Raw genomic sequence first — 12,795 nt, forward strand, 5'->3', positions numbered from 1 at the left:
TAACTTATCGATACACATTAAAAACGAAATGATCTAGGGGAGTGCATTACGATACAACCTTAAGCCTATTAAGAAATAATTCAGCGAGACATTATTATGAACGATATTACCCTGCATTATATTTATGACCCTTATTGTGGCTGGTGTTATGCGGCTGCACCATTAATTGAAGTTGCGGCAAAACACCCAAACATTCATATCGAAATGCATGGCGGTGGCATGTTAGCAGGTAGCTCCCGACTACATTTAGATGATAATTTTCGCCAACACATTATCCAATCTGATAAACGCATAGCATCAATGACAGGGCAAGTTTTTGGTGATGAATACCTCAAAATGTTGCATAAACCTAATTTCATTATGGACTCAGCAATACCGCAAACCGCGATATTGGCAGCAACAAAGCAAGGGAAAGGCCTAGAAATGCTAAAAGCGATTCAAAAAGCCCACTATATTTCAGGCCGCCACATTAATGATACCGCCGTCCTATTAGATTTAGCGCAGACCATCGGACTAGATGTTGATCATTATACTTCCGATTATGCACTATGTGAGCAAGGTGAAACTATGCATCACATTCAAGGGAGTAAAACATTATTAGCGCAATCGGGTGCATCTGGCTTCCCTACATTGCTGATTCAGCAACAAGAACAGTGGCTACGGGTTCCGCTACAAAATTACCTTGGCGCACCTGAAAAATGGCAACAATTCTTAGATACCATGGTGAATGCTGCTAAATAACCAAATGAGCGAATAACTTGGCTGTGTAATGCATTTATAACTAAATAAGTGATAAATACAGCCAAATACTCGTACTCGTCAAAATAGCAGGACCAAAAGGAATCGTTGGGCTTCCCATATTGATACTGTCCCCTATAATCAAATACGATTTTCCATCAGCAACATTGAATTTAGGTAATACCCAATAGCTTATGCTGTAATGCAATAGCCCTAGCGCAGCGGCTAGACCTAAAAAATACGGTAAGTTCATCACGCTAAGCCACGCTGCGCACGCAGCAATCAATTTAAAGTCCCCCCTCCCCATCTGTGGTTGTTTTTTGATTTTTTCCATCACAGTGGTCAATGCAAGGATAGCAATATAAGCTACTACAACAGCATAAATGGCCGAAACAACATTCCCTGTTGGTGAACTTATTTGATATAACAAGCCCACAACCAAAAATGGAAACGTTAATACATTCGGTAAATACCCTGTTTTATAATCAATAATAAATAACAAAACGGTGAAATTTACAAATACGAATAAAAATAAAGTAATAAGAAAATGGCTAACAGGGTAGAAAATCACAAATCCTAATATTGAATAAATGAATAGCAATGAAAAATAACCAACTTCCATTGGTGGTAATTTGAAATGTTTTTCAGGAATGTAACGCAATAACTTACGACTCAATATTACCGATAATGCTACCAAGATTAAAACTAAATAAATTTCCTTATTTACCATAACATTAGATAACTTAACATAAAGGCAGCTCCACTCAGCCTTCAATTTAAATAAAAGAATCATTATTTCATTAAATATGAAAACAAATTTTTCTAAAACAGAACACCATAAGTCGAGCATATTAACTCCTTATTCCATTATGGAGAGAGAAATAAATATACTGCGGAAAATGCTCAACCTAAACACTTTAATTCCGTTCAATATAATCAGTTTATTCGATCCTAAATTTTTTCTTTTGATTTATCAGCCATGTCTAATTTAGCAACGATGGCACAGACGTACTATAAATACCCTTTTTTTCGTTATAAACTAGGCTACAGAGCTTGAGTTTTTTGATTCAATCCCCATATTCACCAAAGTTATCATTTTAATTAATCAAGTCTGTACTAAGGAAACGTCATGCGCATTCCACGCATTTATCACCCTGAGCCAATACAAACCAATACAACCATTCCGCTTGGTGATGATGCCGCAAACCATGTGGGCAGAGTTCTTCGCATGACGGCAGGCCAAAAACTTGAGCTTTTTGATGGTAGCAACCAAACTTTTAATGCAGAGATTACTGAAGCCTCAAAAAAACACGTTCTGGTCTATATTGAAAGTGGCAATCTTGATGACAGAGAATCCCCCCTCGACTTGCATTTAGGTCAAGTCATGTCCCGTGGGGAAAAAATGGAATTCACTATTCAAAAATCTGTTGAATTGGGCGTGAATACTATTACTCCTTTAATTTCAGAACGTTGTGGTGTTCGTTTAGACGGCGAGCGACTTGAAAAAAAATTACTGCAATGGCAAAAAATTGCGATTGCAGCTTGTGAGCAATGCGGTCGAAACCGTATCCCCGAAATTCGTCCTGTACAAAGCCTTGAAGCTTGGTGTGCGGAGGATGATGGTGCATTTAAAGTCAATCTTCACCCAAGAGCGACAGAAAGCATCAACACCCTACCGACTGAATTGAAAAAAGTAAGACTGCTGATTGGCCCAGAAGGTGGGCTTTCAGCGGATGAAATTGCCATGACAGCGAATTATCAATTTACCGATATCCTGTTAGGCCCTAGAGTACTTAGAACAGAAACGACTGCGCTAACCGCTATCACTGCACTGCAAGTGCGCTTAGGTGATCTGGGTTAAGGAGAAAAAATGATCAAGCTCGGTATAGTGATGGATCCTATTTCATCCATCAAAATCAAGAAAGACACCAGTTTTGCAATGATGTTGGAAGCTCAGCGTCGTGGTTATGAAATCCATTATATGGAAATGAATGACCTTTATTTGCACCAAGGTGAAGCTCGCGCACAAACTAAAATTGTCACGGTCGAAGAAAACCCAGCAAAATGGTACGAATTCCATGGGGAGCAAGATATTGCCCTCGGTTCCCTTGATGCCATTTTAATGCGTAAAGATCCACCGTTCGATACCGAATTTATTTATGCAACGTATATCTTAGAACGCGCTGAACAAGCGGGCTCATTGATTGTGAATAAACCGCAAAGCCTGCGTGACTGTAATGAAAAATTATTTACCGCTTGGTTCCCTGAATTAACGCCAGACACGTTAGTGACTCGTAGCCCGCAAAAATTAAGAGAATTCCATCAAAAACATGGGGATGTGATTTTTAAACCCCTTGATGGGATGGGCGGTGCATCGATTTTCCGTTTGAAACAAGATGACCCTAACGTAGGCGTGATCATCGAAACACTGACAGAACATAGCTCCCGTTATTGTATGGCACAAAACTTTTTGCCAGCTATTAAAGAAGGGGACAAACGCGTGCTCGTCGTTGATGGTGAACCTGTGCCATATTGCTTAGCGCGCATCCCTGCGCAAGGCGAAACACGGGGTAACTTAGCGGCCGGTGGCCGTGGTGAAGCACGTCCTTTAACAGAAAGTGATTGGGCGATTGCACGTGCCGTTGCGCCAACATTGAAAGAAAAAGGTTTAGTTTTCGTTGGGTTAGATATTATTGGTGACCGCCTGACTGAAATTAACGTCACCAGTCCAACCTGTGCACGTGAAATCGAAGCGGCTTTTGATATTTCTATCACGGGTATGTTGATGGATGCCATTGAGCGTCGCTTGAAAAAATAAATCATAAAATGGCTAAAAGGGCTATTTCAGCCTTTTTAGCCACTGAATTAAGTAAAAATGAATGGAGTTTAAGTTTGAATCTACAAAACCATTTTCTTATCGCTATGCCATCTCTTACAGATCCCTATTTTGAGCAATCTGTGGTGTATGTGTGTGAGCACAACGAAAAAGGCGCAATGGGTTTAGTCATTAATAAACCCATTGATGATTTTTCAGTCGATACTATGTTGAAAAAGCTCGAAATTACGATTTCGGATAAAGTGAATAAACGAAATTTGCAACGCCCTGTCATTGCAGGTGGCCCTGTTGCAGAAGAACACGGTTTTATCTTACATACACCAATTGGTGGCTTTTTATCGAGCCTGCATCTTAATGATGAGGTGATGGTGACCACTTCAAAAGATATTTTAGAAACCCTTGGTAGCGATCAATCACCGGAAAACTCTTTAGTAACACTAGGTTACTCCAGCTGGGAGCCAGGGCAATTAGAACGGGAAATCATGGAAAATAGCTGGTTGACGGTTGAAGCCACCCCTAAACTCATTTTTGATACACCTATTAATGAACGCTGGGCTGCCGCCGCAAACTTACTTGGCGTAAATATTCATACAATTTCCATGCAAGCGGGGCATGCATAATGTCAGGAAGAACACTATTAGCCTTTGATTTCGGGACAAAAAGCATCGGCGTTGCCATTGGACAAGAAATCACTGGCACAGCACGCCCATTAACGTCTCTCAAAGCGAGTGATGGCCGCCCTGATTGGCAACAAATTGAAAAGTTACTTAAAGAATGGCTTCCTCAGTTGGTTATTGTCGGCCTTCCCCTTAATATGGATGGCACGGAGCAACTGGTCACCAGCCAAGCGCGTAATTTTGCTAATCGTATTCATGGCCGTTTTGGTGTCAAAGTCGAGTTGCATGATGAACGCCTTTCCACTGTTGAAGCAAAAGCAGGTTTATTTGAACAAGGTGGCTACCGCGCGTTAAGCAAAGGAAAAGTGGATTCAGCCTCCGCGGTGGTGATCCTTGAAAGCTGGTTTGAGCAACATCATTAATTTTGCCCAATTTTACGGTTATTTTTCACGGAAACCTCATGCAGAGGTGCCGTTCTAACGCGATTTGCTTTACACTATGGTCAACAGTCGCTATTCATGCGCGCCATGAATAAAATAGTTTTGAATTAAACCATAATGAATAAACACATGACCATTCAAAATAATATCTCTGATGTTACCGCACGTATTCAAACTGCTGCCGAAGAATGTCATCGTTCACCCCAAGACATTACGCTGCTGGCTGTCAGTAAAACCAAGCCTTGCGAGGCTATTTTAGAGGCCATTGAAGCAGGCCAGCGCCAATTTGGTGAAAATTATGTCCAAGAAGGCGTTGAAAAAATCCAATGTTTTGCGGATAGAACTGACCTTATTTGGCATTTTATCGGCCCATTGCAATCAAATAAAAGCCGTTTAGTGGCTGAACATTTTGATTGGTTCCACACGCTCGACAGAGCCAAAATTGCTCAGCGCCTGAATGACCAACGCCCTAGCGATAAAGCGCCGTTAAATGTTCTTATCCAAATTAATATTAGCGATGAAAACAGCAAATCTGGCATAACGTTAAACGACGTTGCGGAGCTTGCCGCCCAAGTTGTGGCGATGCCAAACCTTGTATTGCGTGGTTTAATGACAATCCCAGCCCCTGAAACGGACTATAACCGGCAATGCGAAGCATTTCGCCAAATGGGCAATGCATTTAAACAATTACAAGCAATTTACCCAACTGTCGATACCCTATCGATGGGAATGACTGACGATATGCGTGCGGCCATTCACTGCGGTTCAACCCTTGTGCGTATAGGAACCGCGATTTTTGGCGCACGCCAATATCATCAATAATAAAGGAGAACAGAATGCAACACCGTAAAATTGCTTTCATCGGTGCTGGAAATATGGCTCATGCTATCATCGCAGGGCTAGTTGGCCACGGTTACCCCGCCTCGATGATCACCGTTTGTTCTCCAACACCAGTGCGCCGCGATAAAATAGCGGCACAATATGGCGTTATTAGCAGTGATGATAACCTTGCCGCCGTTAAACACGCTGATGTCATTGTATTAGCCGTAAAACCACAAATGATGAAAGAGGTTTGCGAGCCACTGCAAAACGCCACTGATTTTGATAACAAACTGGTGTTAACCATTGCAGCTGGTATTCCTGCTGAGCGCTATAACGATTACTTTGCTCATCAACTGAATTTAGTGCGTATCATGCCAAATACCCCTTCCTTAGTGGGTAAAGGCGTGAGCGGACTATTTGCTCAAACCAAAGTGACTGAGGAAGATAAACAATTTGCGCAGGAATTAATGCAAAGTGTCGGTTCGACAATTTGGTGCCCAAAAGAGCAAGAAATCAATAATATCATTGCAATTACTGGCAGTTCCCCTGCTTATTTCTTCCTGTTTATGGAAGCGATGCAACAGAAGGCGGAACAACTTGGCTATGATGCAGAACAAGCGCGTGAATTAGTGTTGAATGCCATTGAAGGTTCCGTTGAACTGGCGAAATCCCAGCACGACACAGCTTTTTCAACCTTACGTGAACAAGTCACCTCTAAAGGCGGTACCACCGCGATGGCTTTAGAGCAATTTTACAATGGAAACCTTCCGCAAACTGTTGCTAACGCGATGCAAAGCGCCATCAACAGAGCAGAAGAAATGGAAAAACTTTTTTAATTAATCGCGGAACTCACCATGCAGACTTTAGTATTTGTCGTTACTACCTTGATCCAGCTCTATATTTTTGTGTTGTTGCTCCGCGTTTGGATGCAGTGCGTTCGTGCGGATTTCTATAACCCATTTTCCAAGTTTGTCGTTAAAGCTACGCAGCCTATCGTGGCTCCTCTGCGCCGCGTGATCCCTGCGATTCGTTCTATCGATACCGCATCGGTTGTTGTTGCCTTTGTTTTAGCTATTGCAGCGATTATTTTTGGCATGTGGGCAACTAACTTACTGCCTATCTTAGGCGTGACGATTCTCCCTATGGGGATCATTTTACTTCTGACATACGCAGGTAAATTAATTTTCTGGATGATATTGATCCGCGCAATTTTGAGCTGGGTAAGCCAAGGCCGTAATCCCGTTGATTATTTATTATACCAATTAACTGAACCGCTAATGGCGCCAATTCGCCGTATTATCCCAGCAATGGGCGGGTTAGATTTCTCCGCAATGATTGTGATGTTTATCCTAATCGCCCTGAATTATTTGCGTGTAGATATTTCCCTGATGATTGACCCATCATTGACTGCGATGATGTATTCCATTGGTATTATGTAAAAACGAGTTTTAAACGATGCAAAAAGTTGTTTTAGCTACCGGTAACCCGGGTAAAGTGAATGAATTAGCCGACTTACTTCGCGATTTCGGTATGGATATCGTTGCACAAACGTCATTAGGTGTTGAATCTGCGGAAGAAACAGGTTTGACCTTTATTGAAAATGCCATCCTGAAAGCTCGGCACGCAGCGGCACAAACGGGCTTGCCCGCTATTGCCGACGACTCAGGAATTTCGGTTAATGCCCTTGGTGGCGCGCCGGGGATCTACTCAGCCCGCTATGCTGGTGAAGAAGCAACTGATGAGCAAAACCTCGTTAAGCTATTGGATGCAATGAAAAATGTGCCTGATGACCAACGTCAGGCACAATTTAATTGCGTATTAGTTTATTTGCGCCACGCCGAAGACCCTACGCCATTAGTCTTTCATGGCCGTTGGCACGGTATCATCACCCGTGAGCGCAAAGGCCAAGGCGGTTTTGGTTACGACCCTATCTTTTACGTACCCGAGCTTGGCTGTACCTCCGCAGAGTTAAGCAAAGCAGAAAAGCAAGCCGTTTCCCATCGTGGTAAAGCCTTAGCAATGATGTTGGATGCCCTGAAGAATGCATAAGTTGCCACCACTGAGCTTGTATATCCATATTCCGTGGTGTGTGCAAAAGTGCCCATATTGCGATTTCAATTCGCATACTCTAAAAGGGGAGATCCCACAAAAAGAGTATGTGGAGCACTTATTAGCTGACTTAGATGTTGATGCAAAATTAATTGGCGACCGTCCCGTTAAAACCATTTTTATTGGGGGCGGAACACCAAGTTTGTTAACCGCTGAAGCCATGCAAGCATTGATGGATGGGGTTCGTGCTCGAGTTCAATTAGACCCGAACGCAGAAGTCACAATGGAAGCCAACCCTGGCACCGTAGAAGCTGACCGATTCGCAGGCTACCAAGCAGCAGGTATCAACCGTATTTCAATCGGTGTACAAAGCTTTGGTAACGATAAGCTGATCACTTTAGGGCGCATTCATGGCCCTGATGAAGCAAAACGTGCAGCAAAACTGACCACTAACCTCAACTTGCGTAGTTTCAACCTTGATTTAATGCATGGCTTACCCGCACAAACGCGTGATGAAGGCTTGTCAGATTTAAAACAAGCGATTGAACTTGCACCGCCACATTTGTCTTGGTATCAGCTGACCATCGAGCCCAACACGCAATTTGGCTCAAGGCCACCTACGCTACCTGATGACGATACCCTGTGGGATATTTACACAGAAGGCCACAAGTTACTGAGTGCAGCAGGCTATGTACAGTATGAAACCTCAGCCTATGCAAAGCCGGGGTATCAGTGTGAACATAACCTCAATTACTGGCGTTTTGGGGATTACCTCGGTATTGGCTGCGGTGCTCATGGTAAAATCACCTTTGAAGATGGGCGTATTTTACGTACGGTAAAAACCAAACACCCTCGGGGCTATATGGAAGGTCGATACATCCACCAGTCTTATGATGTCGAGTCCGAAGATAAACCATTTGAATATTTCATGAACCGCTTTCGGTTACTTGAAGCCATGCCCCGTCAAGAGTTTACCCAATACACCGGTTTGCCTGAATCAACCGTAAGGCCTGCCCTTGATGAAGCCTTAGCCAAGGGTTATATCACTGAAACCGATGATGAATGGCAAATTACAGAACATGGAAAATTATTCTTAAATTCGCTGTTGGAACTATTTTTAGGCGAAGAATAACAGAGCCAATCAGTGAAATGATGAAAGCCCGCGAGATAACACACTCAGCGGGCTTTTTATTAGAGATAAAAATCAAATCGACAAAAATAACAATAAGGGTATTTCATATTGCCGCCATCACAAAAATAGCGGCAGATATTCATTAAAGCGCGTTAGCAACGGCATTAACTTGTTCTGTTAAGCTGACAAAGCCACCACCAGATAAATACCACAGGTCAGATTGCAGGTAAGTAATCTTACCGTCTTTGTATGCTTTGGTTTCTTGGATATTGCTGTCTTCAAAGACCGTTTTTTCTAATTTACCTGCACCGATAGCTTCACTACGGTCAACAATTAAGATGACATCTGGGTTTGCTTGCGCAATGGCCTTGGTATCGACAACACGGCGTTTTGATTTATCCGCATTTTCATCAATTTGTAATTCTGCGCGCTGCGCTTTTACCACGTCATAAACTACAGCTTGGTTGTTTGGGATTAATTTGCCATCGTTGTGCATTAACACTAAGACTTTCTTCTTAGAATCTGCCGCTTTTTTCTGAGCGTCAGCGATGGTTTTATCTAACTGAACGATTTGTTCATCAACAGCTTTTTGGTTACCGTACAAATCACCAATCACCGCAAAATTTGCTTTGACTGATTCGATATAATGTTTGCTGTCAGACCCTAAATTAATCGTTGGGGCGATTTTGGATAATGCTTCGTATGACTTCCCTTGACGACCTGTGATAACGATTAAATCGGGTTTTAACTGTTCAATTTTAGCCAGGTCGGGTTGTTTCATACCACCTGCATTTTCCATTGATGCAGGAATGCTGCCTTTTACATAAGCAGGCGCATTTGCCGTTGGTAAAGCCACCACGTTATCGCCTAAACCGAGTTTTTGCATTGAGTCGTACACGCCAAAATCAAATAAAACCACTTTTTTGGGTTTTTTAACGACTTCTGTTTCACCGGATAAATGCTTAATTGTCACTTTTTCAGCGCCTTGCGCAGTGACAGCATTTGGTGTGAAAACAGTAGATTCAGCGCCAAGCGCTAAAGGAGCAGAGAATGACAATACAGAAACAAGTAAAGCAGGAATGAACTTTTTCATTTAAACGATCCCAATTAAGTCATTAAGCCAAACCCGCATTGTAAAGAGCGAGACTTATATGTCAATCAAATAAGAATCAATTTCATTTTCATTCCCATTAATGGAATTGAAATCACAATTATCAATCCACATAATAACGCCCATAAATAAAAAAACAGCCATGCAGTTAATACAGGGCTGTTTTTAAGAAATGTAGATAAAGGAATTATTTTGCTTTTATGGAATTCAATAAAGAAACGCGTTGTTGCTCAATGCCAGTGACTTTTGAACACACTTGAACGCCAAATAATTGGAAGCTTTTTTCTTGTTTTTTCCATTCGGTTTCAAGCTCTTGCTGTAAACCGCCGAGATTACCCAGCATGCCTTGCAGTGCTTGATTCGCATCACCACCTGATAACAGTTGCTTGCGCCCCATTTCGTTGATGCTGTCTTGTAAAATACCGCCCAAGCTTTCATTCACCAACTGCTTGCCTTTTGCTTCCGCATTTTTCATTGCTTCATGATGGAAAGCATAGCCATTCGGGCGGGTTTCAATAATTTGGTTTATTTGGCTATTCAAGTCTTTTTCTAACTTAGTCAAACGCTTACGCACATTACTGTCGCTGCCAATGACTTTAACAACCACTTTATCTACCGTTTCACGTGACGTTGCCAGTTTTTTCTCAGACTCTTGTTTTATCCAAGGTAAATCATTACGAATAGCGGATTGATAGCGGATCGCCTGCTGTTTTTGAGCCTCAGTCGCCGCAATATTTTTGCCATTTAAGGTGATATCACCATTAGGTGTAATCACTAAATCGCCACTGCGGCCAATCACTTGCACGCTTTCCGGTGTCATGAAAATGTCATCATTCGGTGTCACTGAGCAGTTATAATCCGCAGCTTGGCTTGCTGCACTCGCTAACAGTGAAAATGCAATTAATGTACGGCGTAACATAACTTCTCCTAAAAGGCGTTGAATTAATTAGAAAACAGAACGCCCAATGCGTTTTGATAATAGCTCTAAAGCAGCGCACCCAACCAAAGAGTTCCCTGCAGCATCAAGTTCAGGTGACCATACCGCCACAGTAAATTGGTTAGGGACAACGCAAACAATGCCGCCGCCAACACCTGATTTCCCAGGCATTCCAATACGAAATGCAAATTCACCAGAGCCATCGTACATCCCACATGTCATCATCAACGCATTGATTTGCCTTGATTGTAGTGGAGTGATAATGGGGTCTATGGAGCAAGATGACATTCCTTGCGATGTTAAATAGGAAAAACATCTCGCTAATTCAACACAGTTCATACTTAGAGAGCAATAATGAAAATAAGTTTCGAGCACTGTCAAAACATCGTTTTCAAAGTTGCCAAATGATTTCATTAGATAGGCGATTGCTGCATTACGGCTAGCGTGCTCCATTTCAGAACGTGCAACGGTAGTGTCGTAGCTAATGTCTGGCTCACAGGCTAACTTTCGGACAAACTCTAACATACGCTGTTTTGGCGCGCTTAAACGTGACTGCAACATATCGGCAATCACAATCGCACCAGCATTAATAAACGGGTTCCGTGGGATCCCTTTTTCCATTTCAATTTGAATTAATGAGTTAAACGGCAACCCTGACGGTTCTTTGCCAACACGGCTCCAGATTTCGTTTTCTTCATAGCGTGTCATCGCCAATGTCAGGCTCAACACTTTTGAAATGGATTGAATGGAAAAACGCTGATGGGCATCCCCTGCGGTAAAAACCTCGCCATCGAGGGTGGAAACAGCAATACCGAGATGATGGGAAGGCACACACCCTAAAGCAGGAATATAGTTGGCAACACAACCTTGGCCTATGAGTGGCCGAACTTGGTCTAGAATGTCGTTAAGTAGCTGGTTAGAAAACAGTGCGCTCAAAACTTTTACTCCAGAAAATAAAGGCACCCAAAACTTGGATGCCTCTTCAAACACTGAGAAACTCAGCCTATTTATTTAGCGTGATTTAATCAACCAAAAAGTGATTATTCCCACCAAACATCAAACAGTTCAGAAACAACAACGTCGTTCATCCCTTTTGATTTTAACCAGTTTTCAACGATTTGACGGTGTTCTTCGGTACATTTACCAATTTGCTGTAGGCAAACAATCCCTTCCCAGCTCAGGTAGCCGCTTGCTTCAAACGCTAAACCGTTTGGTTCGATAGCTTCTGCAATCAGTTGGTCAACGGTAGTGTCAACTTCTTCGATCGGTGTACCTTCTTTAAAACTCCATTTAACCGTAAAACCTAACTCTTGGAATTCATCCAAACGCATTTTTTTACGTAAACGACGACTACGTGGTTGTTTAGCCATTATTTGGTCCTCTCAAACATTAAATCCCATACACCGTGCCCTAACCGCTGGCCGCGCTTTTCAAATTTTGTTTCTGGTCTTGATTCTGGACGAGGAACATAATCACCTGTAGGTGATAAGTTTTTATACCCTTCGACACTCTTCATGACGTCAAGCATATGCTCTGCATACGGCTCCCAGTCGGTCGCCATATGGAAAACGCCACCAACTGCTAATTTGCTGCGAATTTTTTCAGCAAATGGCGCTTGAACGATACGGCGTTTATTGTGTTTTGCTTTATGCCATGGATCAGGGAAAAACAGCTGCACCATCGCAAGGCTCTCATTTGGCACCATGCAATCCAACACTTCAATAGCATCATGGCACATCACACGGACATTGCTGACGTTTTCTTCTTTTGCCGATGCTAAACATGCCCCCACACCCGGAGCATGAACTTCAATGCCCAAAAAGTTTTGCTGTGGATTTTGCGATGCCATGGTCACTAATGAAGCGCCCATACCAAACCCAATTTCCAATGTTACTGGGTTTGAGTTATTGAATACTTTGGCGAAATCGAAGGGTTCATTGATAAAATCAATCCCCATTTCAGCCCATTCTTTTTCTAATGCGTCTTCCTGACGTTTTGTCAGACGCCCTTGACGGCGGACAAAACTACGGACACGGCGCATAACCCGCCCATCTTCATTATATTCGGGGGAAATAACATTATTGATCATAATAAAGGTTCTAAAAAATAGTTG

Annotated in this window: 16 protein-coding genes; 10 read left to right on the top strand and 6 right to left on the bottom strand. The window is 42.5% G+C overall.

Annotated elements, in window-relative coordinates; genetic code table 11:
* Positions 1–96: 96 nt before the first annotated feature.
* Positions 97–741: a DsbA family protein gene (locus ABWP91_RS07860; RefSeq protein WP_353242804.1), complete on the top strand. Its 645-nt coding sequence runs from the start codon at positions 97–99 to the stop codon at positions 739–741.
* Positions 742–781: 40 nt separating this feature from the next.
* Here the strand turns inward: ABWP91_RS07860 and ABWP91_RS07865 are convergent, their stop codons facing one another.
* On the bottom strand, positions 782–1,588 hold the full coding sequence (locus ABWP91_RS07865) for a prepilin peptidase (RefSeq protein ID WP_353242805.1): 807 nt from the start codon (positions 1,586–1,588) through the stop codon (positions 782–784).
* A gap of 279 nt (positions 1,589–1,867) precedes the next feature.
* Between ABWP91_RS07865 and rsmE the strand changes: the two genes are divergently transcribed.
* The 9 genes from rsmE (at position 1,868) to hemW (ending at position 8,634) form a co-directional block, all read left to right on the top strand.
* Positions 1,868–2,599: a 16S rRNA (uracil(1498)-N(3))-methyltransferase gene (rsmE, locus tag ABWP91_RS07870; RefSeq protein ID WP_353242806.1), complete on the top strand. Its 732-nt coding sequence runs from the start codon at positions 1,868–1,870 to the stop codon at positions 2,597–2,599.
* A gap of 9 nt (positions 2,600–2,608) precedes the next feature.
* Positions 2,609–3,556, top strand: a complete 948-nt coding sequence (gene gshB / locus ABWP91_RS07875) for a glutathione synthase (protein ID WP_206084735.1) — start codon at positions 2,609–2,611, stop codon at positions 3,554–3,556.
* 74 nt (positions 3,557–3,630) lie between these two features.
* Complete coding sequence (locus ABWP91_RS07880) at positions 3,631–4,194, top strand: YqgE/AlgH family protein (protein ID WP_219245916.1); 564 nt, start codon at positions 3,631–3,633, stop codon at positions 4,192–4,194.
* Entirely contained in the window at positions 4,194–4,613 is a 420-nt protein-coding gene (gene ruvX, locus ABWP91_RS07885) for a Holliday junction resolvase RuvX (protein WP_353242807.1), read from the top strand. The genes ABWP91_RS07880 and ruvX overlap by 1 nt, the downstream gene beginning before the upstream one ends.
* Before the next feature lie 147 nt (positions 4,614–4,760).
* Positions 4,761–5,453, top strand: coding sequence for a YggS family pyridoxal phosphate-dependent enzyme (locus ABWP91_RS07890; protein ID WP_353242808.1), 693 nt, complete (start codon positions 4,761–4,763; stop codon positions 5,451–5,453).
* 14 nt (positions 5,454–5,467) lie between these two features.
* Complete coding sequence (gene proC, locus ABWP91_RS07895) at positions 5,468–6,289, top strand: pyrroline-5-carboxylate reductase (RefSeq protein WP_353242809.1); 822 nt, start codon at positions 5,468–5,470, stop codon at positions 6,287–6,289.
* Positions 6,290–6,307: 18 nt separating this feature from the next.
* Positions 6,308–6,892 carry a YggT family protein gene (locus tag ABWP91_RS07900; RefSeq protein ID WP_219245913.1) on the top strand — a complete coding sequence of 195 codons (585 nt, stop codon included), beginning with the start codon at positions 6,308–6,310 and terminating at the stop codon, positions 6,890–6,892.
* Between the two features lie 16 nt (positions 6,893–6,908).
* Positions 6,909–7,502, top strand: coding sequence for an RdgB/HAM1 family non-canonical purine NTP pyrophosphatase (gene rdgB, locus ABWP91_RS07905; RefSeq protein ID WP_353242810.1), 594 nt, complete (start codon positions 6,909–6,911; stop codon positions 7,500–7,502).
* Positions 7,495–8,634 carry a radical SAM family heme chaperone HemW gene (gene hemW / locus ABWP91_RS07910; RefSeq protein WP_353242811.1) on the top strand — a complete coding sequence of 380 codons (1,140 nt, stop codon included), beginning with the start codon at positions 7,495–7,497 and terminating at the stop codon, positions 8,632–8,634. The genes rdgB and hemW overlap by 8 nt, the downstream gene beginning before the upstream one ends.
* 142 nt (positions 8,635–8,776) lie before the next feature.
* On the opposite strand, the gene ABWP91_RS07915 is transcribed toward hemW, so the two are convergent.
* The 5 genes from ABWP91_RS07915 to trmB all read right to left on the bottom strand — a co-directional run bounded on the left by ABWP91_RS07915 (position 8,777) and on the right by trmB (position 12,771).
* Positions 8,777–9,727 carry an ABC transporter substrate-binding protein gene (locus ABWP91_RS07915; RefSeq protein ID WP_353242812.1) on the bottom strand — a complete coding sequence of 317 codons (951 nt, stop codon included), beginning with the start codon at positions 9,725–9,727 and terminating at the stop codon, positions 8,777–8,779.
* A 205-nt stretch (positions 9,728–9,932) separates the two neighbouring features.
* A complete protein-coding gene (locus ABWP91_RS07920; RefSeq protein ID WP_353242813.1) occupies positions 9,933–10,664 on the bottom strand; it encodes a DUF2884 family protein in 732 nt (243 codons plus the stop codon).
* A 27-nt stretch (positions 10,665–10,691) separates the two neighbouring features.
* Positions 10,692–11,618: a glutaminase B gene (gene glsB / locus ABWP91_RS07925; protein WP_353242814.1), complete on the bottom strand. Its 927-nt coding sequence runs from the start codon at positions 11,616–11,618 to the stop codon at positions 10,692–10,694.
* Between the two features lie 104 nt (positions 11,619–11,722).
* Positions 11,723–12,052, bottom strand: coding sequence for a YggL family protein (locus tag ABWP91_RS07930; protein WP_219245907.1), 330 nt, complete (start codon positions 12,050–12,052; stop codon positions 11,723–11,725).
* A complete protein-coding gene (gene trmB, locus ABWP91_RS07935; protein WP_353242815.1) occupies positions 12,052–12,771 on the bottom strand; it encodes a tRNA (guanosine(46)-N7)-methyltransferase TrmB in 720 nt (239 codons plus the stop codon). Before trmB ends, ABWP91_RS07930 begins: the two co-directional genes overlap by 1 nt.
* Between the last annotated feature and the right edge of the window lie 24 nt (positions 12,772–12,795).

The organism is Providencia sp. (assembly GCF_040396775.1).
Classification (GTDB): domain Bacteria; phylum Pseudomonadota; class Gammaproteobacteria; order Enterobacterales; family Enterobacteriaceae; genus Providencia.

Coding starts and splice junctions, on each gene's coding strand:
- ABWP91_RS07860 (WP_353242804.1), top strand. CDS start 97: ATGAACGATATTACCCTGCATTATATTTATGACCCTTATTGTGGCTGG.
- ABWP91_RS07865 (WP_353242805.1), bottom strand. CDS start 1,588: ATGCTCGACTTATGGTGTTCTGTTTTAGAAAAATTTGTTTTCATATTT.
- rsmE (WP_353242806.1), top strand. CDS start 1,868: ATGCGCATTCCACGCATTTATCACCCTGAGCCAATACAAACCAATACA.
- gshB (WP_206084735.1), top strand. CDS start 2,609: ATGATCAAGCTCGGTATAGTGATGGATCCTATTTCATCCATCAAAATC.
- ruvX (WP_353242807.1), top strand. CDS start 4,194: ATGTCAGGAAGAACACTATTAGCCTTTGATTTCGGGACAAAAAGCATC.
- ABWP91_RS07890 (WP_353242808.1), top strand. CDS start 4,761: ATGACCATTCAAAATAATATCTCTGATGTTACCGCACGTATTCAAACT.
- proC (WP_353242809.1), top strand. CDS start 5,468: ATGCAACACCGTAAAATTGCTTTCATCGGTGCTGGAAATATGGCTCAT.
- ABWP91_RS07900 (WP_219245913.1), top strand. CDS start 6,308: ATGCAGACTTTAGTATTTGTCGTTACTACCTTGATCCAGCTCTATATT.
- rdgB (WP_353242810.1), top strand. CDS start 6,909: ATGCAAAAAGTTGTTTTAGCTACCGGTAACCCGGGTAAAGTGAATGAA.
- hemW (WP_353242811.1), top strand. CDS start 7,495: ATGCATAAGTTGCCACCACTGAGCTTGTATATCCATATTCCGTGGTGT.
- ABWP91_RS07915 (WP_353242812.1), bottom strand. CDS start 9,727: ATGAAAAAGTTCATTCCTGCTTTACTTGTTTCTGTATTGTCATTCTCT.
- ABWP91_RS07920 (WP_353242813.1), bottom strand. CDS start 10,664: ATGTTACGCCGTACATTAATTGCATTTTCACTGTTAGCGAGTGCAGCA.
- ABWP91_RS07930 (WP_219245907.1), bottom strand. CDS start 12,052: ATGGCTAAACAACCACGTAGTCGTCGTTTACGTAAAAAAATGCGTTTG.
- trmB (WP_353242815.1), bottom strand. CDS start 12,771: ATGATCAATAATGTTATTTCCCCCGAATATAATGAAGATGGGCGGGTT.